This window comes from Kitasatospora sp. NPDC034023, from assembly GCF_055575795.1.
In genome coordinates, this window is record NZ_JBVIRY010000001.1 from 1 (window position 1) to 19,121 (window position 19,121).

General features: G+C 72.7%; 21 protein-coding genes. 8 read left to right on the forward strand and 13 right to left on the reverse strand.

Annotated elements, in window-relative coordinates; translation table 11 throughout:
• Together ACZ52R_RS00005 and hemL are read right to left on the reverse strand one after the other, a co-directional pair.
• Nucleotides 1–285, reverse strand: a 285-nt coding sequence (locus tag ACZ52R_RS00005; protein ID WP_465752294.1) for a transposase, incomplete at its 3' end; no start/stop codon positions are given.
• 75 nt (nucleotides 286–360) lie between these two features.
• Nucleotides 361–1,689 (reverse strand): glutamate-1-semialdehyde 2,1-aminomutase, encoded by a 1,329-nt coding sequence (gene hemL / locus ACZ52R_RS00010; RefSeq protein WP_465662484.1) that lies wholly within the window; start codon nucleotides 1,687–1,689, stop codon nucleotides 361–363.
• Between the two features lie 449 nt (nucleotides 1,690–2,138).
• Here hemL and ACZ52R_RS00015 point away from each other — a divergent pair, with 449 nt between their 5' ends.
• Entirely contained in the window at nucleotides 2,139–2,621 is a 483-nt protein-coding gene (locus ACZ52R_RS00015) for a hypothetical protein (RefSeq protein ID WP_121174810.1), read from the forward strand.
• Nucleotides 2,622–2,735: 114 nt separating this feature from the next.
• On the opposite strand, the gene ACZ52R_RS00020 is transcribed toward ACZ52R_RS00015, so the two are convergent.
• From ACZ52R_RS00020 to ACZ52R_RS00030, 3 genes are all read right to left on the reverse strand, one after another.
• The gene (locus tag ACZ52R_RS00020) at nucleotides 2,736–4,172 is read right to left on the reverse strand and encodes an MFS transporter (RefSeq protein ID WP_465752296.1); all 1,437 of its coding nucleotides are present in this window, start codon (nucleotides 4,170–4,172) and stop codon (nucleotides 2,736–2,738) included.
• Nucleotides 4,173–4,278: 106 nt separating this feature from the next.
• Nucleotides 4,279–4,767, reverse strand: a complete 489-nt coding sequence (locus ACZ52R_RS00025; RefSeq protein WP_360495600.1) for a MarR family winged helix-turn-helix transcriptional regulator — start codon at nucleotides 4,765–4,767, stop codon at nucleotides 4,279–4,281.
• Nucleotides 4,768–4,830: 63 nt separating this feature from the next.
• Complete coding sequence (locus ACZ52R_RS00030; protein ID WP_465616010.1) at nucleotides 4,831–6,111, reverse strand: hypothetical protein; 1,281 nt, start codon at nucleotides 6,109–6,111, stop codon at nucleotides 4,831–4,833.
• Between the two features lie 133 nt (nucleotides 6,112–6,244).
• Between ACZ52R_RS00030 and ACZ52R_RS00035 the strand changes: the two genes are divergently transcribed.
• Complete coding sequence (locus tag ACZ52R_RS00035; RefSeq protein ID WP_465616008.1) at nucleotides 6,245–6,832, forward strand: DUF4291 domain-containing protein; 588 nt, start codon at nucleotides 6,245–6,247, stop codon at nucleotides 6,830–6,832.
• Between the two features lie 15 nt (nucleotides 6,833–6,847).
• On the opposite strand, the gene ACZ52R_RS00040 is transcribed toward ACZ52R_RS00035, so the two are convergent.
• Nucleotides 6,848–8,485: an RICIN domain-containing protein gene (locus ACZ52R_RS00040; protein WP_465616006.1), complete on the reverse strand. Its 1,638-nt coding sequence runs from the start codon at nucleotides 8,483–8,485 to the stop codon at nucleotides 6,848–6,850.
• A 252-nt stretch (nucleotides 8,486–8,737) separates the two neighbouring features.
• On the reverse strand, nucleotides 8,738–8,977 hold the full coding sequence (locus ACZ52R_RS00045) for a chaplin (RefSeq protein WP_465616004.1): 240 nt from the start codon (nucleotides 8,975–8,977) through the stop codon (nucleotides 8,738–8,740).
• A 570-nt stretch (nucleotides 8,978–9,547) separates the two neighbouring features.
• Between ACZ52R_RS00045 and ACZ52R_RS00050 the strand changes: the two genes are divergently transcribed.
• The 3 genes from ACZ52R_RS00050 (at nucleotide 9,548) to ACZ52R_RS00060 (ending at nucleotide 10,669) form a co-directional block, all read left to right on the forward strand.
• Nucleotides 9,548–9,790, forward strand: a complete 243-nt coding sequence (locus tag ACZ52R_RS00050; RefSeq protein WP_465616002.1) for a chaplin — start codon at nucleotides 9,548–9,550, stop codon at nucleotides 9,788–9,790.
• 109 nt (nucleotides 9,791–9,899) lie between these two features.
• On the forward strand, nucleotides 9,900–10,169 hold the full coding sequence (locus ACZ52R_RS00055) for a chaplin (protein WP_465616000.1): 270 nt from the start codon (nucleotides 9,900–9,902) through the stop codon (nucleotides 10,167–10,169).
• A gap of 119 nt (nucleotides 10,170–10,288) precedes the next feature.
• Nucleotides 10,289–10,669 (forward strand): hypothetical protein, encoded by a 381-nt coding sequence (locus ACZ52R_RS00060; RefSeq protein ID WP_465615998.1) that lies wholly within the window; start codon nucleotides 10,289–10,291, stop codon nucleotides 10,667–10,669.
• Nucleotides 10,670–10,775: 106 nt separating this feature from the next.
• On the opposite strand, the gene ACZ52R_RS00065 is transcribed toward ACZ52R_RS00060, so the two are convergent.
• The gene (locus ACZ52R_RS00065) at nucleotides 10,776–11,465 is read right to left on the reverse strand and encodes a hypothetical protein (protein WP_465662488.1); all 690 of its coding nucleotides are present in this window, start codon (nucleotides 11,463–11,465) and stop codon (nucleotides 10,776–10,778) included.
• A gap of 304 nt (nucleotides 11,466–11,769) precedes the next feature.
• Here ACZ52R_RS00065 and ACZ52R_RS00070 point away from each other — a divergent pair, with 304 nt between their 5' ends.
• From ACZ52R_RS00070 to ACZ52R_RS00080, 3 genes are all read left to right on the forward strand, one after another.
• Entirely contained in the window at nucleotides 11,770–12,114 is a 345-nt protein-coding gene (locus ACZ52R_RS00070) for a rodlet layer protein (RefSeq protein ID WP_280675437.1), read from the forward strand.
• 89 nt (nucleotides 12,115–12,203) lie between these two features.
• The gene (locus ACZ52R_RS00075; RefSeq protein WP_465662490.1) at nucleotides 12,204–12,548 is read left to right on the forward strand and encodes a rodlet layer protein; all 345 of its coding nucleotides are present in this window, start codon (nucleotides 12,204–12,206) and stop codon (nucleotides 12,546–12,548) included.
• A gap of 205 nt (nucleotides 12,549–12,753) precedes the next feature.
• Complete coding sequence (locus ACZ52R_RS00080) at nucleotides 12,754–13,020, forward strand: hypothetical protein (protein WP_465615992.1); 267 nt, start codon at nucleotides 12,754–12,756, stop codon at nucleotides 13,018–13,020.
• A gap of 63 nt (nucleotides 13,021–13,083) precedes the next feature.
• Here ACZ52R_RS00080 and hemB read toward each other — a convergent pair whose 3' ends face one another.
• The 5 genes from hemB to ACZ52R_RS00105 all read right to left on the reverse strand — a co-directional run bounded on the left by hemB (nucleotide 13,084) and on the right by ACZ52R_RS00105 (nucleotide 19,109).
• The gene (gene hemB / locus ACZ52R_RS00085; RefSeq protein WP_465615990.1) at nucleotides 13,084–14,070 is read right to left on the reverse strand and encodes a porphobilinogen synthase; all 987 of its coding nucleotides are present in this window, start codon (nucleotides 14,068–14,070) and stop codon (nucleotides 13,084–13,086) included.
• Between the two features lie 75 nt (nucleotides 14,071–14,145).
• Nucleotides 14,146–15,795, reverse strand: coding sequence for a bifunctional uroporphyrinogen-III C-methyltransferase/uroporphyrinogen-III synthase (locus ACZ52R_RS00090; protein WP_360495638.1), 1,650 nt, complete (start codon nucleotides 15,793–15,795; stop codon nucleotides 14,146–14,148).
• Entirely contained in the window at nucleotides 15,792–16,799 is a 1,008-nt protein-coding gene (gene hemC / locus ACZ52R_RS00095) for a hydroxymethylbilane synthase (protein WP_465752298.1), read from the reverse strand. The genes ACZ52R_RS00090 and hemC overlap by 4 nt, the downstream gene beginning before the upstream one ends.
• 41 nt (nucleotides 16,800–16,840) lie before the next feature.
• Complete coding sequence (locus ACZ52R_RS00100) at nucleotides 16,841–18,181, reverse strand: glutamyl-tRNA reductase (RefSeq protein WP_360495644.1); 1,341 nt, start codon at nucleotides 18,179–18,181, stop codon at nucleotides 16,841–16,843.
• 25 nt (nucleotides 18,182–18,206) lie between these two features.
• The gene (locus tag ACZ52R_RS00105; RefSeq protein WP_360495647.1) at nucleotides 18,207–19,109 is read right to left on the reverse strand and encodes a redox-sensing transcriptional repressor Rex; all 903 of its coding nucleotides are present in this window, start codon (nucleotides 19,107–19,109) and stop codon (nucleotides 18,207–18,209) included.
• Nucleotides 19,110–19,121: the final 12 nt, after the last annotated feature.

A 19,121-nucleotide genomic window follows, 5' to 3' on the forward strand; every position in this document is an offset into this window, starting at 1 on the left:
GCTGACCAGCGACAAGTCAACCTGGCCGCGCGCGGCGGCCTCAGCGATCATCCCGTCCATCAAGACCTGGAAGACGCCCTTGAGCGCCCAGGAGTGGAACTGGCCGTAGATCGTGGACCAGTTGCCGTACCGCTCGGGGATGTCCCGCCAGGGACTGCCCACCCGGAACCGCCACATGATCGCATCGAACTGCCGCCGCAGGTCCGGGATCGGCCCTGTCGCCGCCATCGGCAGGAACGGCTCGACCAGCTCCCACTCACCGTCCGTCAGATCTCCGCGTGTCATGGCCTTCTTCTACCAGCAGCAGCACCGCCGAAGCGCCCGAATCCACGAACTCATGATCTGAATTCAGAACAGTCCCTAGGCCGTGGCGGCGGCAGCGGCGCGCGCGGCGACCGGCAGGGCGGCGGCGATCCGCTCGATCGCCCGCTCGTCGTGGGACGCCGAGACGAACCAGGACTCGAACGCGGACGGCGGCAGGTAGACGCCCTCGGCCAGCATCGCGTGGAAGAAGGCGGTGAAACGGTACGCCTCCTGGGCCTTCGCCTGGTCGTAGTCGGTCACGGCGGCGTCGGTGAAGAACACCGAGAACATGTTCCCGGCGGTCTGCAGCCGGTGCGCCACGCCCTCCTTGGCGAGCGCCTCGGCGACCAGGCCGGACACCTCGGCGGCGACGGCGTCCACCTTCGCGTACACCTCGTCGGTGCAGCCGCGCAGCTGGGCCAGGCCGGCCGCGGTGGCGATCGGGTTCCCGGACAGGGTGCCCGCCTGGTAGACCGGGCCGGCCGGGGCCAGGTGCGCCATCACGTCGGCGCGGCCGCCGAAGGCCGCGGCCGGGAAGCCGCCGCCCATGACCTTGCCGAAGGTCAGCAGGTCCGGCGCCCAGCCCTCGTTCGCGGCCTCCAGGCCGTACCAGCCGGCCTTGGAGACGCGGAAGCCGGTCATCACCTCGTCGGAGATGAACAGCGCGCCGTTGTCCCGGCAGAGCCGGGCCAGGCCCCCGTTGAAGCCGGGCAGCGGCGGGACGACGCCCATGTTGCCGGGCGAGGCCTCGGTGATCACACAGGCGATCTCGCCCGGGTGCGCCGCGAAGGCCTGCTCGACGGCGGCCAGGTCGTTGTACGGCAGCACGATGGTGTCGCCGGCCTGGGCGCCGGTGACACCCGGGGTGTCCGGCAGGCCGAAGGTCGCCACACCGGAACCGGCGGCGGCCAGCAGGGCGTCCACGTGACCGTGGTAGCAGCCGGCGAACTTCACCACCTTCGCCCGGCCGGTGAAACCGCGGGCCAGCCGGATCGCGGACATGGTGGCCTCGGTGCCGGAGGAGACCAGGCGGACCTGCTCGACCGGGGCGACCCGGGCGACGATCTCCTCGGCCAGCTCGACCTCGCCCTCGCCGGGCGTGCCGAAGGAGGTGCCGCGGGTGACGGCCCGCTGGACGGCGTCGATCACCGCGGGGTGCGCGTGGCCGAGGATCATCGGACCCCACGAGCACACCAGGTCGACGTACTCGCGGCCGTCGGCGTCGGTCAGGTAGGGGCCGGTGCCGGACACCATGAAGCGCGGCGTGCCGCCGACCGCGCGGAAGGCGCGCACCGGGGAGTTGACGCCGCCGGGCGTCACCACGGAGGCGCGATCGAACAGCGACTGGGACTGGGGGGCTTCGTACGGGTAGCTCACGGGAGACATGGTCTCAAATCGTGTCCTTGCCCTCTGCATGTCGGACCCGATCATCTGGAACGATGATCCGGGCACCGTTGTCTGTACGGTTGTCCGTACAGTCCGTACGGACGGGGCCGCTGAGCGCTCCGGAGGACGGACCAGTCAGACTGTGTACACAGAGTGCGCGAGCGCTCCGGTTTGTGTACAGGGGTGTGGAGAGGACTGCCGCGTACCGCGAGTGGGTACGGCGGCGCATGACGGGTAAGGAGCACGTCCGGAGGGACGCCGGACGTGCGGGGGTCTGTCGATTCCGGCGAATTCCGGTGAGGATGGTCCGAGTGTCCGAGGCGCAGGACGGTTACGACGAGGCCGCGGGGGGCTCCCGCAGGCCCGCCGAGACCGCACGCGGGGGTACGGGAGCGGGTACGGGACGTGGTCGCCGCGGCGGCGAGAGGCGGGGTGAGGGACGCGTGGGGGTGACGTACAAATACTTCGGCGCCCCCGACCGCGCCACCGCCGCCAGAGTCCCCACCGCCCTCGGCCCGGGCGGACTCGGCCTGGACGCCGGCGAACTCGGCTCGCTGGGGCGGCTCGGCGACCTGATGGAGACCAGCGGCTCCCCCACCGGCCACCTCTCCACCAAGATCAAGCCGGAGACCATGAGCGCCATGGTCCTCACCGGGATCCAGGGCGTCCCGCTGCACCAGGTGCCCCCGCTGGAACTCGTCGTGCTGCACCCGGACTACGCCGTCGTCCAACTCCCCCACAACGTCGTCGAACCGCTCCGCAAGGCGGACGAGACCGAGCTCGGCGCCGCCGCCTTCATCTGGTCCACCGTGCCGGACCGGCGCGGGCCGCGGGACGCCTTCGTGATCTACAGCATGCTGCACGAGTGGCAGGACTTCGCCAACCGGCTGCACGACGCCGGGCACCAGCTGTACTGCCTGGTCTGGCCGTAAGGCCACCCGCGACGCCGCTCGCAACACCGGCCGTGACGCCGACCGCGGCAATGGCCGCAGCGCCGCGCCCCGAACCGCTGGACACGGGCCGGGGTGAGGCGAGTCGACTTGACATCAATTCTCTTCGGTGGCGGTCGACTTGAGCACGGTGGCGGCGACCAGCAGCGCCGCGGTGAGCAGGCCGGCGGCGATCCCGAAGGCGAGCCGGAAGCCGCCGGCAAGGGCGTCGGCGCCGGCCTGCCCGGCCGCGGCCAGGGTGGCGGTGCGGCCGTCGGCGAGGGTGGTGAGGACGGCGACCCCGAGCGCGCCGCCGATCTGCTGAGTGGTGTTGAAGAGGCCGGAGGCGGCGCCCGCGTCGTCCGGACCGGCGCCCGACATGCCGAGGACGGCGAGGGTGGAGAGCACCAGGCCGCCACCGCCGACGAGCAGCATGGTCGGCAGCAGGTGAACGGCGTAGTCGGCGTCGGCGGGCAGCCGGGCCAGCAGGCCGAGCGCGGCGACCAGCAGGGCGAGACCGGCCGGCAGGACGCGGCGCTCGCCGAAGCGCGCACTCAGCCGGGCCGACAGCAGCAGGGACACCGCGCCGATGGCGACCGCGGCCGGCAGCATCGCGAGGCCGGTGGCGGCGGCCCCGTAGCCGAGGACGTTCTGCAGGTAGAGGGCGACCAGGATCTGGAAGCCGAACATCCCGGAGATGGTCAGGACCTGGACGAGATTGGCGCCGGAGACGTTGCGGGAGCGGAACATCCGCAGCGGCAGCAGCGGCTGGGCGGCCCGGCCCTCGTGCCACAGGAACGCGGCCAGCAGGGCGACGGCGAGCGCGCCCAGGCCGAGGGTGCGGGCGGAGGCCCAGCCGTGCTCGCCGGTGCCGACGATCGTGTAGACGCCGAGCATCAGGGCGGCGGTGATCAGCGCGGCGCCGAGGGCGTCGGCGCCGGCCCGCAGGCCGGGGCCGCGCTCGGACTCCAGCACCCGGACGGCGAGCAGGGCGGCGGCGATGCCGAGCGGCAGGTTGATCAGGAAGATCCAGTGCCAGTTGAGGGCCTGGGTGAGGACCCCGCCGAGCACCTGGCCGATCGAGGCGCCGGCCGCACCGACGAAGCTGAACGCGCCGATCGCGCGGCCGCGTTCGCGCGGTTCGGGGAAGAGCGTGACGATCATGCCGAGGCTGACCGAGGAGGCGAGCGCGCCGCCGACGCCCTGGAGGAAGCGGGCGCCGATCAGCAGCCCGGGGCTGGTGGCGACGGCGCAGAGCAGCGAGGCGGCGGTGAAGACGGCGAGCCCGGCGACGAAGACCCGCTTGCGGCCGATCAGGTCGCCGAGCCGGCCGGCCAGCAGGAGCAGGCCGCCGAAGGCGATCAGGTAGGCGTTGACGGTCCAGGTCAGCCCGGACGGCGAGAAGCCGAGGTCCTCCTGGATGGCCGGCAGGGCCACGGTGACGATCGAGCCGTCCAGGATGATCATCAGCATTCCCGCGCAGAGCACCGCGAGGGCGAGGGTGCGGGAGCGGGCGAGGGCCGCGAGGGGTGCGGCCGGGGCGTGCGTGGTCATGGCGGTTCTCCCGGTTCGTCGAGTACCGAGTAGAACGCTATCAGATTGTTTTGTTCGGGACTATCTATCTCGGGAGCAGGTGTGCGAGGTGCTCGGCGAAGTGGGCCTACCCGCGGGAACGACGGGCCCGGCGTACGGTGCGGTCGCTCTCCACCGGCTCCGCGAGAGGGCCGTCCACCAGGTGCGACAGCGCCGAGACGAACACCTCGCGCTCGGGCTGCGGCAGCGACTCCAGCACCTCACGGTGCACCCGGTCCGCGATCGCGGTGCCCTGCACCACGGCGCGGGCGCCCGCCTCGGTGACGGAGATGACCCGGGCCCGGCGGTCGGTCGCGGACGGCCGGCGCTCGGCCAGGCCCGCCTTCTCCAGCTCGTCCACCGTGACCACCATCGTGGTCTTGTCCAGGTCGCTCAGCTCGGCCAGCTGGATCTGGGTGCGTTCGGCCTCCTGCGCGTGGAACAGCACGCAGTACGCGCGGGGGGTGATCCCGAGCTCGGTGAAAGCGGCCGACATGCGCGTGGCCAGCACGTGGCTCGCGTGGTCCAGCAGGCCGGAGATGTCGCGGATCTGCCGTACGGGCGGGGTCGTCGTCATACGTCCGAGGTTAGCAACGGCCCGTCTGCTGCCGGATGATCCCGTTGCCAACCAAAGCCGGGTCTACGGAATGCCCAACTCGAACAGCGCATAGCCGGCGTACCACCCGGCCGCGATCACGGGCATCGCGAACAGCCCGACCAGCGAGGACACCCGCACCCGGCGCAACGCGAACGCCAGGCCGATGCAGAGCGGGAAGGCCGGCAACAGGTACCGCGAGATGTTGCCGAAGATCTGGTTGCTGCTCAGCGCGGTGGCGATGGTGAGCGCGGTGTAGACCCACAGGACCAGCGGCGGCCGGGCCCGCCAGAGCAGCACCAGCAGTCCGGGCAGGGCCATCAGCAGGGCGATGGCGATCAGGTCCGGGACGGGGTTGGACTGCCAGAAGTCCCAGTGGCCGGTGATCACGTCCATGATCGTGCGGAGCGTGGAGGCACCGCCGTCGAAGTAGCGGTTCCACGCGCCCCGCTGGAGCTTGAAGTAGCCGCCCCAGTCGCCCATCTTCCAGCCGACCCAGGCGACGAAGCCGATCAGGCCCCACGGGGTGATCAGCATCGCGGTCAGCGGACGGGCCACCCCGTCGGTCCGGCGCACCAGCGCGACCAGCGCGGCGATCGACACGGCGGCGATCAGCGCGGCGGCGGTCGGCCGGTTGAGGCCCGCCACCAGCGCCAGCAGACCGGCCGTCAGCCAGCGGTGGGTCATCACGCAGTAGCAGGCCCAGGCGGACAGCGCCACGAACAGCGAGTCCGAGTAGACCGCCCACTCCACGCCGGAACCCGGGAACAGGCCCCAGATCACCGCGGCCGTCACACCCGCCCGGAAACCGCCGAGCCGCTCGGCGATCGCGAAGATCCCGGCCGCCGCGACCAGCGAGGCGAGCACCGAGACCACGATCCCGGAACCGTACGAGCCGAGCCCGGTGACCGCGCCGACCAGCCGCATCAGCCACGGGTAGAGCGGGAAGAAGGCGGCCGAGTTCTCGTAGTAGGTGGCCAGCGGGAAGCCGTGCAGCGGAATCAGCTGCGGGTCGTACCCGTTGTCGGCGATCCGCTGGTACCAGACGCCGTCCCACGTGCTCAGCACGTCCCAGGGGTTGGCGCCGCCGCCGCGCCCCGGCTGCTTCTTCAGGTAGTCGCCGGTGTGCGAGAGCAGCAGCATGAAGACGGTCAGGCCGATGGCCTTGACCACCGCGTACGCGCCCAGCGCGGGCGCGAACCGGTCCACCAGCGCCCCGAACCGCCCGGGCCGCTGGGCCGTCCGCTCCTCGGACGGCGCCGGCGTCGCCGCGGCGGACGCCCCGGGCTCGGTGCTGGACGACTCGGTGCTCGATGCCGTGCTCATCTGCTCTGGGTACTCCCCGCCCCGCTCGTGGTCCGCGCGGCTCCGGCGCAACGATTTTCCCGTGAGCCTACGGCACACCCCTGGCGGGAAAACCGCTGGCGCCCCGGCGGCGGCGCCCGCGACGATTCCGGGTATGCCGAGCACCCCGCCGACCCGCCGGATCCGGGCCGCCCACACCGCCGACACGATCACCGTCTACCAGGCGTTTCCACCGGAGATCGCCGAGCCCGCGGCGGCCGACGGGCGGTTCCCGGAGGCGTTCAAGCGCGACCGGATGACCTGGATCAAGCCGTCGTTCCTCTGGATGATGCACCGCAGCGACTGGGGAAGGAGCCCCGGGCAGGAGCGGGTGCTGGCGCTGGAGATCAGCCGGGAGGGCTTCGACTGGGCGCTGGAGCAGGCGGTGCTGAGCGCCTACACCGGCCGGGTGCACGACTCGCAGGCCGCGTGGAAGCGGGAGCTGCGGCACAGCCCGGTCCGGGTGCAGTGGGACCCGGAGCGCGACCTCCACCTGCGGCCGCTGGACCACCGGGCGGTCCAGGTCGGACTGCGCGGCGAGGCGGTGCGGCGGTACGCGGACGAGTGGATCCGGCGGATCTCGGACGTCACCGAGCTGGCCGGGCGGGTGCGGCTGGAGCGGGACCCGGCGCTGCTGCCGGTCGAGACGCCGTACCCGGTGGGTGCGGCCGTCGCCGCCCGGTTGGGGGCGGCGACGGCCTGAGCGGTGCCCGGGGGGTCAGCCCTGGACGTAGACGATGCCGAGCTTGGTGAGCTGCCAGAGCTGGTTGGCGGCGCCGGTGTCGGTGGCCAGCTCGACGTAGGGGTTGCCCTTGGCGTCGAGGGTGCTGCCGGCTGCCAGGACCCTGCTCTGGTCCTGGGAGTCGGCGATCTTGTAGCGGCCGTCGCCGGCCGGCTTGAAGACCCAGTGCTGGTTGCCGCCGCCGTTGCAGCGCCACTGCTGGATCCGGGTGCCGGGGGCGGTGGCGGCCGCGTTGGCGTCCAGGCACATGTCGCGGTTGCCGCTGAAGTCGAGTTCGTAGCTGCCGCCGGCCTTGGCCTCCAGCACGAAGGACTGGTTCAGCCCGCCGCCGGCCGGGTAGCTGATGGCGGCCCGGCCGTTGGTGGAGTCGCCGTAGGTGCCGCCGCCGGTGAGGTCCAGGGCGTTGCCGGTGCCCGCGTTGGTCAGCTGGTACCAGGCGCCGTCCTCGGGGCCGTCACCGAAGGGTTTCCCGGGGGTGAGCGGCTGGATCGACGTGGTGTTCTGCTGGTTGAGCGTGCAGTAGGCCTGCGTCAGTTCGGGCCGGGCGTAGAACTGGCCGAGGCAGACGCCCTCGCCGCGGTAGCCGGCCACCCGCAGGTGGTACGACTGGCGGACCATGTTCATGCACAGGCCGGGGATGCCGATCTGCGAGTCGCAGCCGTTGCGCACCCACTCGGAGAGGTTGATGACGTCCCCGTTGGAGTACTCGTACGGGGAACTGGTCCACTCCGCGCAGACCTCGTGCCCGAAGGCGACCCGCCGCTGGTCCAGGTACCGGACGCCGGGCACCTGTTCGGCCGCGCCGCGCAGCGCGTCGCTCAGGGTCGGGACCACCCAGTTGTGGCCCCAGGCGAGGTCCTCGGGGAAGGCCGGGCAGCCGTCGGCGACCTTGCCGAGGTAGTCGTTGCGCCGGATGTCCGGGGTGATCGGGTTGAAGTACGACTGGTAGACCAGCTGGTACGAGGAGTCGGCGTAGCCGGCCTTGCGCATGGTCTGCCGGATGTTCTGCAGCGCCGCGACGACCTTGGGCTGGACGCCCTTGGCCCGCCGGAGGATCTCGTCGCTGCCGATGGTGTCGCGGCAGCCCTGGTCCTTGGGGACCGGGAAGTACTGCGCCAGGCAGTGCATCATGATGCCGCTGAAGTCGAAGTCGTCGTTGGCGCCGATCGTCACCACGACCAGCTTGACGTCGTACTTGGACGCCGCGTCGGCGAGCTTGACGTCCTGTTTGGGCTCGCCGAAGTCGCCGCTGCCCGCGCCGGTGATCTTCGCCAGCTCGGGGTCGCTGACCAGGTCGCCGGTCTGGGCGCCGGAGCAGGCGAGGTCGATCGGGGTGACCCCGGGGATGTCGGTGACGAAGATCTCCGACTTGGGGTGCCGGTGGCAGTAGTCGGTGGGGCTGTCGGTGTCCGGGAAGTAACCGTCGCCGGTGTCGGTGCCGGCGCCCTCCCCGGAGATGGCGCTGTCGCCGAGGGCGACGACCGCTGCCGGTTTGACGGCGCCGGGTGCCGGGGCGGGGGCGGAGTCGGCGAGGGCGGCGGGGGCGCCGGCCAGGCCGAGGGTGGCTATGAGGGCGCCGGTGGCGAGCGCCGCCGACAGGCGGGACCTGATCACACGCGACTCCTTGCGGGGTGGGGAACCGCCCGGCCGGGTGGGCGCCGAGCGGCGCGGGCCAAGGGGAGAGCAGGAAGGTGAGCAGGACTCGGATTCTAGGTACTGACAAGTAGTCCAACAAGACTTCTGACACGCAGTCCGCGTGACCGCGCGACCACCGGAACGTGCGGGCACAGAAAGAAGAGCCGCCGTTCCGCGCCCCAGGAGGGAAACGCGCAACGGCGGCTCTCACCGGCCGAACCGGGTGTGGACTCAGCCCACGTTGGCGCAGTGGTTGCCGAACGCGGGGTTCAGCAGGCCGGCGGCGTCGACGGTGTTGCCGCACAGGTTGAGCGGGATGTGGATCGGCACCTGGATCTGGTTGCCGGAGATGACACCGGGGGAACCGGCGGCGACACCCTCGGCGCCGGAGCTGGCCATCGCGGTGCCGGCGCCGGCGGCCACGATGCCCACCACGGCCGCGCCGACGGCGGCGGTCTTCTTGATGCTCATGTGAGCCTCCTGACTGTTCAACAGAGATGCACGGGGAGTGCGACATCAAGAACGACACCCGTCCGGACCGGTTGCGACGGTGCGCGCACTGTCACCCGTCCGGAGCAGCGGAGCCTCTGACCGGCATTCGGGTGATCGACGGGCCGGACCGTTTCCCCCCGCGCGCCGCCTCGTTCTCCCTGGCGAAGACGATCCAACCGGCCCTACTCAATGAAATCGAGTACCGCCCATGCGCAGCTCGCCCACGGCCCGTCGGCACCGAGGCCACCGGCAAGTCGGTCGACGTGGCGGGCCCCCCAAGAACCCGGCGTTCGACGACACCGCCTGAACGCCTGACCGGGAATTCCCGGTCGCGCCTTTGTCCGAATCGTTCCCGGCCGCGCGGAAATCGTTCGCGAGGCACCGGAAACAACGCGGCGGCTGCGTCGACGCCCGAGCCATGGGCGGAACACGCCGGTGTGCGCCGTCGGAGTGACAATCACGGCGATCCCTGAAGCCATCAGGCGAGTATTCGTGCTCGCCCGGCTCCCGACATTTCCCTTCCGTCGGGCAGAAACTCGGAGGAAATTCATGCGTAACCTCAAGAAGGCCGCCGCCCTGTCGCTGGCCGCCACCGGCCTGGTGCTCGGTGCCGCCGGCGGCGCGTTCGCCAGCGCGGGCGCCGAGGGTGTGGCCGCCGGCTCCCCCGGCGTGCTCTCCGGCAACCAGATCCAGGTGCCGATCCACGTCCCGATCAACCTGTGCGGCAACAGCATCGGCGCGGGCGGCCTGCTGAACCCGGCGTTCGGCAACACCTGCGTCAACGCCGGCTGAACCGGCGGTCGCCGCACCGGCGACAGCTGATTCACCGAGCACGTGCCGCGCTCCGCAGCGCCGGGGGGCGGCACGCTCCAACCATGTGTGATCGAGGAGATCAACCCCCATGCAGAACGTGAAGAAGGTCGCCATCCTCTCCGCCGCCGCCGCCGGCCTGGTGCTGGGCGCGGCGGGCTCCGCCGCCGCCAGCGCGGGCGCCGAGGGTGTGGCCGCCGGCTCCCCCGGCGTGCTCTCCGGCAACCAGATCCAGGTGCCGATCCACATCCCGCTCAACCTGTGCGGCAACACCATCAGCGCGGGCGGCCTGCTGAACCCGGCGTTCGGCAACAGCTGCGCCAACGTGGAGATGCACCCGAAGCCCGCGGACGACTGCTGATCCCCGATCGGCACGTGTTCCGGCCGAACTGCCCCCCGACCAGCCGGCCGGGGGGCAGTTCGGCATCCCCGGGCGACTTCCGACCGTCCGGGACACCGATCCACCGAAGGGTGATCCGCATGGTTTCGATGAAGAGCGGGGCGGGCCTGGCCGCCGCCGTCGGCGCGGCAGTACTGCTCGGCGCCGGTTCCGCGCAGGCCGCCACCGCCTCGGGCCAGCCGCCCGCGGCGGGCCCGGCCTCGCTGGCCAAGACCGACGTCGGGCAGGCACTGAACGGGACGACGGCCGGGCTCGGCTACGGCGTCGCGCCGCTCAAGAGCCTGCGCCTGGACCCGTGGGCCAACTCCTCGGCCGACGTGCTCAACAACGGCGCGACCGTCCAGCCGGACCAGGGCCTGGCCCCGGTCGGCACCGGCACGCTGACCGGTCCGCTGAGCGCGGGCGGCGGCGTCAAGGACCTGCCGCTGGTCGGCGGGCTGACCGGCGCCCTGCCGGGCTGAGCCGTCGGGCGCACCAGGAGCCCGGTACCCCGCTCGCGCGGCGGGGTGCCGGGCTCCTGGTGCGCCCGACGGCTGGTCAGAGCTGGGTCAGGCCGGTCAGCCCGGCCTACTGCAGCACCCCGGTGGCGGTCGCGGTGGCGGCTGCGGGGTCGGACAGTCCGGTCTGCTGCACCACACCGGCGGTGGTGGCGGCGGTGGTCGCCGTCAGGTCGTTCACCTCGTCGGTGACGGAGAGCCGCTGGTCGTCGCCGCCGAGGCTCGCGCTGGCCCCGGGGACGGCCTGCACGGCGCCGGTGAGCAGCCTCGGGTCGACCTCGCCGACCTTGAGCCGGCCGTCGGCGAGCTGGCCGGCGCCGTCCTGGGCGAGCGAGAGCGGCTTGCCGAGGCTGAGGCCGGGGGTGTCGGCGTGCAGCGGCGCGGTCGGGGCGTCCAGCAGCACCTGGCCGAGGTCGGCGCCCTGGTCGACCAGCGGGAGCGGCAGCTCGGCCTTGGCGCTCGGGCCGACCTTGCCGGTGCTCAGCTGGGGGACGATCCGCTCCGGGACCAGCTCGGTGCTGGTGCTGGTGGTCCGGCCGGGCACCGGCGGCATGAGCAGCGAGGTCGGGATGCCGGCCGAGACATGGCTGCCCAGCGGGGTGAGCGGCACGTCCGCGGGGACCTGCTGGGTGGCCAGTGCGTCCTCCAGGGCTCCGACGTGGTCGAGGCCGACCGGGGCGGCGCAGGCCGGTCCCTGGGAGGCGAGCATGCCCGCACCGACCGCCAGCAACATCGCGCCGGCCCGCTTGGAGAACTTCATGCTTTTCACCGTTCTGCTGTCCGTACTGGGGTTCACTGAGGAACGGCTACGCGGGCGCAGCCGGAAAACAATCTGTCTCAACGAGTGACCGGGAGCGCGGATTGCGCCGGTTAACTGGTTCGGCCCAATAATCCGACCGGAAACCCCCTGTCGCCGCGCCTCCCGGACTCTTTTCAAAAATCCCCGTAACCTTCCGTGCCGTCATTCTTTGATCTGGACGTCAGTGACTGCAGACCGGGTCTGAGCGTTCGTTCTACGCGTTGTACGCACGGAAACCAAGAGCATTTCAGAGAGGGATCTCCCCATGATCCAGAAGTCCTTCGCCGCCGCCGGCCTGGCCGTCGCCGCGCTGGCCGCCGCAGCCGCGCCCGCCTCGGCCATCGGTGACGCGGACGGCGCCGCCGCCTCCATCGAGGGCAACGGTGGCACCAACTTCACCGGCACGGTCGGCAACAACAGCCCGAACTTCCACTTCCTGGACAACGCGAACATCTGCCTGCCCGAGATCCACAACATCGCCGTGAGCGGGGTCGGTCTGGCCATCCCGGTCGAGGTCCCGATCGCCAACAGCGGTGGCAGGCAGTACTGCACCCAGGGCCAGGGCACCCAGAGCCACGGCGACGCGGGCGTCTCCCACCTGGTCGGCTGACGCCCCCCCAGAACTGCACTCCCCTGCAGGGCCCCTGAACCACCCTTCGAATCGTCCCCCGATTCACCCTTCGAGAGGAAAAACCGGAAATGATCAAGAAGTCCCTCGCCGCCGCCGGCCTGGCCGCCGCCGCCATCGCGATGTCCGCGGGCTCGGCCTCCGCCATCGTCGACTCGGACGGCGCCGCCACCACGGTCCAGGGCAACGGCGGCACCAACCAGACCGGCACCCACGGCAACGGCAGCCCGAACTTCCACACCCTGGACAACCCGAACATCTGCCTGCCCGAGATCCACAACATCGCCATCGCCGCTGCCGGTGCCGCGGTTCCGATCGAGGTGCCGATCCTGAACAGCACCCCGAAGCAGATCTGCAACGTCGGCCAGAACACCCAGTCCTCGGGCGACGCGGGTATCTCGCACCTGATCGGCTGATCAAGGGGCACCGCACGGACGGAGGGCCCGGGGAGGAAGGTCTCCCCGGGCCCTCCGGGCTTGGCGGACGAAGTGTCCGGTCGGCCGCAGCAGCGGACCGGCCGGGTGACCGGCCGTCCGGCCCGGCGGGGCGTCGGGCCGAGCGGCCGGATGTGAACACGTGTCAGAGCGCCCGTGCGGGCGCTCCCAGAGAGAGGGCAGATCCATGAAGAGCATGCTGGCCAAGGCCGCGCTGACCGCCACCGCCGCGCTGGCACTCGCCGGTGCCGCCACCCCCGCCTTCGCCCACGTGGGCCTGGTCGGCGGCGGCGCGGTCGTCGCCACCGCCGACGAGCCGTTCGTGGCCGGCGAGGGCTTCGGCCTCGCCCACACCAGCAACACCACCGCGGGCGGCTTCGGCTGCGGCGCCGCCACCTCCACCGACCTGACGGGCCGCGGCGAGGGCTTCGCCCACGTCAACGGCTGGGAGTAGAACCCGGAAGGCCGGGCCGCCCCCGACGGGGAGCGGCCCGGCCTTCTGCGTTCGGCCTGCGAGTTACCTCTGCTTCAGCATCGCGGCGGCCTCGACGGCCCAGTAGGTGAGGATCTGCTCGGCGCCGGCCCGGCGGATCGAGGTGAGCGTCTCCATGATCATCCGCTCCCGGTCGATCCAGCCGTTCGCGGCGGCCGCCTCGACCATCGCGTACTCGCCGGACACCTGGTACGCGGCGACCGGCACCGGGGAGGCGTCGGCGACCTGGCGCAGGATGTCCAGGTAGGCCATGGCCGGCTTGACCATCACCAGGTCGGCGCCCTCGGCGAGGTCCTGCTCCAGCTCGCGCAGCGCCTCGCGGGCGTTGGCCGGGTCCTGCTGGTAGCTCTTGCGGTCGCCCTTGAGCGAGGATCCGACGGCCTCGCGGAACGGGCCGAAGAAGGCCGAGGCATACTTGGCCGTGTAGGCGAGGATGCCCACGTCCTGGTGGCCGGCCTCGTCCAACGCCCGCCGGACGACGGCGATCTGACCGTCCATCATGCCGGAGGGGCCGACCAGGTGGACGCCGGCGTCGGCCTGCACCCGGGCCATCTCGGCGTAGCGCTCCAGGGTGGCGTCGTTGTCCACGCTGCCGTCGGCGGCCAGCACGCCGCAGTGGCCGTGGTCGGTGTACTCGTCCAGGCAGAGGTCCGACATGACCACCAGCGAGTCGCCGACCTCGGAGACCACGTCCCGGATCGCCTGCTGCAGGATGCCGTCCGGGTTGGTGCCCTCGCTGCCGATCGCGTCCTGCACCTGCGGGACACCGAACAGCATGACGCCGCCCAGGCCCGCCTCGGCCGCCTCCACGACGGCCTTGCGCAGGGTGTCCCGGGAGTGCTGGACCACGCCCGGCATCGAGCTGACCGGGACGGGCTCGCTGACGCCCTCGCGGACGAACAGCGGCAGGATCAGCTCCGCCGGGTGCAGCCGGGTCTCGGCGACCAGGCGGCGCATCGCCGGGCTCTGCCGCAGTCGGCGCGGGCGTACGTACGGGAATTCAGCGGACACGGCTTCTCTCTCCGAACGGTTGTGCAGTGCCGGGGGCGACGGCTCGCCGCCCCCGGCCGGGGTTGGGGCGGGCCCTCAGCGGGCCTTGCGGCGCGAACCGGGACGGCGCTCGCTGGGCCGGTAGACCGGTTCACCGGCGGCCGTCGCGGTGTCGCGGCGCTTGGCCCCGAAGTCTGCCAGGGCCTGGGCCAGCGCGGCGGCCGACGGAGCCGGGGCCATCACATCGACCCGCAGGCCGTGCTCCTCGGCGGTCTTGGCGGTGGCCGGGCCGATGCAGGCGATGACCGTGACGTTGTGCGGCTTGCCCGCGATGCCGACCAGGTTCCGGACGGTCGAGGACGAGGTGAACAGCACCGCGTCGAAGCCGCCGCCCTTGATCGCCTCACGAGTCTCGGCCGGCGGCGGCGAGGCGCGCACCGTCCGGTACGCCGTCACGTCGTCGACCTCCCAGCCGAGCTCGACCAGGCCGGCCACCAGGGTCTCGGTGGCGATGTCGGCGCGCGGCAGCAGCACCCGGTCGATCGGGTCGAAGACCGGGTCGTACGGCGGCCAGTCCTCCAGCAGACCGGCGGCGGACTGCTCGCCGGAGGGCACCAGGTCCGGCTTCACGCCGAAGTCCACCAGGGCCTGCGCGGTGGTCTCGCCGACCGCCGCGACCTTGATCCCGGCGAACGCGCGGGCGTCCAGGCCGTACTCCTCGAACTTCTCCCGGACGGCGCGCACCGCGTTCACCGAGGTGAAGGCGATCCACTCGTAGCGGCCGGTGACCAGGCCCTTGATGGCCCGCTCCATCTGCTGCGGGGTGCGCGGCGGCTCGACCGCGATGGTCGGCACCTCCTGCGGCACCGCGCCGTACGAGCGCAGCTGCTCGGACAGGCCGGTGGCCTGCTCCTTGGTGCGCGGCACGAGGACGTTCCAGCCGAACAGCGGCTTGGTCTCGAACCACGAGTGCGAGGCCCGGTGGGCGACCTGCTCGCCCACCACGGCTATCACCGAGGTGGCCGGGTCGACCGGGGCGGAGACCGGCGAGGGCAGCACCCGGGCGGCCTTCAGGTCGGCCGCGATGCCGGCCAGCGTGGAGGTGAAGGTCCGCTGGCGGGTGGTGGTGCCGGAGAGCGTCGCGCTGAGCGCCGAGTCCGGCTTGCGCCCGTTGGAGACCAGCGCGTTGGCGGTGGCCGGCAGCTGGCCCAGGGTGGTGCGGACCACCAGGGTGGTCTCCGGCGCGCCCAGGTCCACCGGGCCGCCGGACAGCAGCTGGGCGCCGTCCACGAAGCGCACGTCGGTGCCGGCCCCGACGCGCAGCGGGACGCCCGCGTAGGCCGGGACGCCGACCGACTGGGCGACGCCCGGGATCACCTCGAAGGGGATCCCGTCGCCCGCGCAGCTGAGCATCTCCTCGGCGGCGCAGCCGTCCAGGCCCGGGTCGCCGTCGACGGTGCGGACCACGTGCTTGCCCGAGCGGACGGCCTCGGCGACCACCTTGGCCAGGTCGAAGTCGATGCCCTCGACGGCCGGGGTGTGCACCTGCACGGCGGCCGGACAGTGGCTGCGCACGGCGGCGGCGGTCAGCGGGTCGGCGACCAGGACGTCGGCCGTGGACAGCACCTCGACCGCGCGCAGGGTCAGCAGGCCCGGGTCGCCGGGGCCCGCGCCCAGGAAGGTGCACCGTCCGGTGGCGGGCTGCCCTGCGGGGAACAGGGCGTCGGTGGCGGCGGTGGGGCTCATCGGGCTCGCTCCCCCATCAGGGTGGCCGCGCCCGCGCCGAGCAGCCGGTCAGCCAGCGCGCGGCCGAGGGCCGCCGCCTGCTGCTCGGCGGCCTCGTCGAGGACGATCGGACCGTTGGCGGACATCTTCAGCAGGGCGGAGCCGTCGGGGTCGCCGACCACGCCGTCCAGCCGCAGTTCGTTCTGCCGGCCCCAGGTGGCCAGCGCGGCCACCGGCGCCGAGCAGCCGGCCTCCAGGGTGGCCAGCAGGGCGCGCTCGGCGGCCACGGCGACCCGGGTGGGGGCGTGGTCCAGGGCCGCGAGCGCGGCGGTCAGGTCCGTGTTCCCGGCGGTGCACTCGATCGCGAGCGCGCCCTGGCCGGGGGCCGGGATCATCAGCTCGGGGTCGAGGTGCTGGGAGATCTCGGCACTGCGGCCGAGCCGGTTCAGGCCGGCCGTCGCCAGCACCACCGCGTCCAGCTCGCCGTCGGTCACGTAGCCGATCCGGGTGTCCACGTTGCCGCGGATCGCGACGGTCTCCAGCTGGGCGCCGCGGGCGGTGGCCCAGGCGTTCAGCTGCGCCATCCGGCGGGGCGAACCGGTGCCGATCCGGGCCGGGCGGCCGGCGCCGGCCAGCTTCTCGACCAGCTCGTCCAGGTTCAGGCCCTCGGCCGCGACCAGGGCGTCCCGGACGTCCTCGCGCTCGGGGACGGCGGCCAGCACCAGGCCCGCGGGGGCGGCGGTGGGCAGGTCCTTGAGCGAGTGCACGGCGAAGTCGATCCGGCCCTCCAGCAGCGCGTCCCGCAGTGCGGAGACGAACACGCCGGTGCCGCCGATCTGCGCCAGCGCCTCCCGGGAGGTGTCGCCGTAGGTGGTGATCTCGACCAGCTCGACAGGGCGCCCGGTGACCCTGGTCACCTCGCGGGCCACCATGCCCGACTGGGCCATGGCGAGGGCGCTGCGCCGTGTGCCGAGCCGCAGGGGTGCGGCGGCGGAGGGCTGCTCCGTGATCGGTTGACCATTCATGAGGTGATCGTCCCGGTGGTACTCGTGGGATGGCTGACGGTTCATCTGGTGCCCCCGGCGGAGGGCTGGGGCGCGCCGCCGACGGGCGTTCCGGACACGGCGTGCACGGCCGCCGGGTCGAGGTCGAAGAGCTCGCGCAGTGCCTCCGCGTAGGAGGCGCCGCCGGGCTCGGCGGCCAGCTGCTTCACCCGGACGGTCGGGGCGTGCAGCAGCTTGTCGACGACGCGGCGGACGGTCTGGCCGATCTCGGCGCGGGAGCGCTCGTCCAGGTCGGGCAGCCGGGACTCCAGCCGGCCCAGCTCGGCGGCGACCACGTCGGAGGCCATCGAGCGCAGCGCGACCACGGTCGGCGCGATCCGGGCGGCCCGCTGGGCGGCGCCGAAGGCGCTCACCTCGTCGGCGACGATCCGGGTGACCTGGTCGACGTCGCCGGCGCCGGGGGTGGCGGCGTGCGCGTGGGAGAGGCTCTCCAGGTCGACCAGCAGGGCGCCGTCCAGCTCGTGCACGGCGTGGTCGACGTCGCGCGGCATGGCCAGGTCGAGCAGGGCGAGCGGCTCGGCGGCCGAGCGGAGGGCGACGGCGGCGGCCACGTCCTCGGCCTTGACCACCACGCCGGCCGCGCCGGTGCAGGAGATCACCAGGTCCACGTCGGCCAGCGCCTCCGGCACCTTGGCGAGGTCCAGGGTGCGGGCCACGTCCGGGCCGAGGATCTCGACCAGCCGCTCGGCGCGGGCCGGCGTCCGGTTGGCGATCAGCAGGTCGGTCACGCCGGAGCGGATCAGGGTGGCGGCAGCCAGCGAGCTCATCGAGCCGGCGCCGACCACCAGCGCGCGCTTGCCGGCGATCTCGCCCGCGCCCGCCGCGACCTGCTCCAGGCCGAAGGTGACCAGCGACTGGCCGGCCTTGTCGATGCCGGTCTCGCTGTGCGCCCGCTTGCCGACCCGCAGCGCCTGCTGGAACAGCTCGTTCAGGCCGCGCCCGGCGGTGTGCTCCTCCTGGGCCTTGGCCAGGGCGTCGCGCAGCTGGCCGAGGATCTGGCCCTCGCCGACCACCATCGAGTCCAGGCCGCAGGCCACCGAGAAGAGGTGGTGGACGGCGCGGTCCTCGTAGTGGACGTACAGGTGGGAGGTCAGCTCCTCCAGGTCCACCCCGCTGTGGTGGGCCAGCAGCAGCGACAGCTCGGCGACGCCGGCGTGGAACTTGTCCACGTCCGCGTACAGCTCGATCCGGTTGCAGGTGTTCAGCAGCGCGGCTTCGGCGACGGTCGCGGTGGCGGCCGCGTCGTGCAGCAGCCGGGTCGGCACGTCACCGGTCAGCGCGGCGCGCTCCAGCACCCCGACCGGGGCCGTGCGATGGCTCAGCCCTACGACGAGAAGGCTCATGCCCGCCCCCCACAGCTCTCGGTGTTCATGCGGGCATCACCGCGGAGAGATCCCCGTCGCCGCCCTTGGCGGACTTTCCCTTGGCCGGCTCGACCGGGTCCTTGGCCGCCGACTCGGCGGTGCCGCGGCCCTTGCCGTTGCCGCCGGCCGCACGGCGCAGCTTGGCGGCGGCCGCGCGGACCGGGCCGGGGGCGCGGTCGAGGACCGACTCGGCGCGGTCGTCCGGCTCCTCGCCGGCCTTGCGCTGCTCGTGGAAGGCCAGGATCTGCAGCTCGATGGAGAGGTCCACCTTGCGCACGTCCACGCCGTCCGGGACGGTCAGCACGGTCGGGGCGAAGTTCAGGATGCTGGTGACGCCCGCCTCGACCAGTCGGTCGCACACCTGCTGGGCGGCGCCGGGCGGGGTGGTGATCACGCCGATGGAGACGTGCTGGCTCTCGACGATCGACTCCAGCTCGTCCATGTGGCGCACCGGCAGGCCGGCCGCGCTGGTGCCGACCACGTTCGGGTCGGCGTCGAGCAGGGCGGCCACCCGGAAGCCTCGGGAGGCGAAGCCGCCGTAGTTGGCGAGGGCGTGGCCGAGGTTCCCGATGCCGACGATGACGACCGGCCAGTCCTGGGTCAGGCCCAGCTCGCGGGAGATCTGGTAGACGAGGTACTCGACGTCGTAGCCGACGCCGCGGGTGCCGTACGAGCCGAGGTAGGAGAAGTCCTTGCGCAGCTTCGCCGAGTTCACGCCGGCCGCCGCGGCCAGCTCCTCGGAGGAGACGGTCGGCACCGAGCGCTCGGAGAGCGCGGTGAGGGCCCGCAGGTAGAGGGGCAGGCGGGCGACGGTCGCCTCCGGGATGCCCCGGGCACGCGAGGGTCGGCGCGCGGCGCCCTGGTCGGGCGTCTGCGAACTGCTCTGTGGTGATCGGCCGATTGCCACGGTGCTCCTGTG

Coding starts and splice junctions, on each gene's coding strand:
- ACZ52R_RS00030 (WP_465616010.1), bottom strand. CDS start 6,111: ATGAGCACGGCATCGAGCACCGAGTCGTCCAGCACCGAGCCCGGGGCG.
- ACZ52R_RS00055 (WP_465616000.1), top strand. CDS start 9,900: ATGCAGAACGTGAAGAAGGTCGCCATCCTCTCCGCCGCCGCCGCCGGC.
- ACZ52R_RS00075 (WP_465662490.1), top strand. CDS start 12,204: ATGATCAAGAAGTCCCTCGCCGCCGCCGGCCTGGCCGCCGCCGCCATC.
- ACZ52R_RS00025 (WP_360495600.1), bottom strand. CDS start 4,767: ATGACGACGACCCCGCCCGTACGGCAGATCCGCGACATCTCCGGCCTG.
- hemC (WP_465752298.1), bottom strand. CDS start 16,799: ATGAATGGTCAACCGATCACGGAGCAGCCCTCCGCCGCCGCACCCCTG.
- ACZ52R_RS00045 (WP_465616004.1), bottom strand. CDS start 8,977: ATGAGCATCAAGAAGACCGCCGCCGTCGGCGCGGCCGTGGTGGGCATC.
- ACZ52R_RS00035 (WP_465616008.1), top strand. CDS start 6,245: ATGCCGAGCACCCCGCCGACCCGCCGGATCCGGGCCGCCCACACCGCC.
- ACZ52R_RS00070 (WP_280675437.1), top strand. CDS start 11,770: ATGATCCAGAAGTCCTTCGCCGCCGCCGGCCTGGCCGTCGCCGCGCTG.
- ACZ52R_RS00080 (WP_465615992.1), top strand. CDS start 12,754: ATGAAGAGCATGCTGGCCAAGGCCGCGCTGACCGCCACCGCCGCGCTG.
- ACZ52R_RS00050 (WP_465616002.1), top strand. CDS start 9,548: ATGCGTAACCTCAAGAAGGCCGCCGCCCTGTCGCTGGCCGCCACCGGC.
- ACZ52R_RS00090 (WP_360495638.1), bottom strand. CDS start 15,795: ATGAGCCCCACCGCCGCCACCGACGCCCTGTTCCCCGCAGGGCAGCCC.
- ACZ52R_RS00100 (WP_360495644.1), bottom strand. CDS start 18,181: ATGAGCCTTCTCGTCGTAGGGCTGAGCCATCGCACGGCCCCGGTCGGG.
- ACZ52R_RS00060 (WP_465615998.1), top strand. CDS start 10,289: ATGGTTTCGATGAAGAGCGGGGCGGGCCTGGCCGCCGCCGTCGGCGCG.
- ACZ52R_RS00065 (WP_465662488.1), bottom strand. CDS start 11,465: ATGAAGTTCTCCAAGCGGGCCGGCGCGATGTTGCTGGCGGTCGGTGCG.
- ACZ52R_RS00020 (WP_465752296.1), bottom strand. CDS start 4,172: ATGACCACGCACGCCCCGGCCGCACCCCTCGCGGCCCTCGCCCGCTCC.
- hemL (WP_465662484.1), bottom strand. CDS start 1,689: ATGTCTCCCGTGAGCTACCCGTACGAAGCCCCCCAGTCCCAGTCGCTG.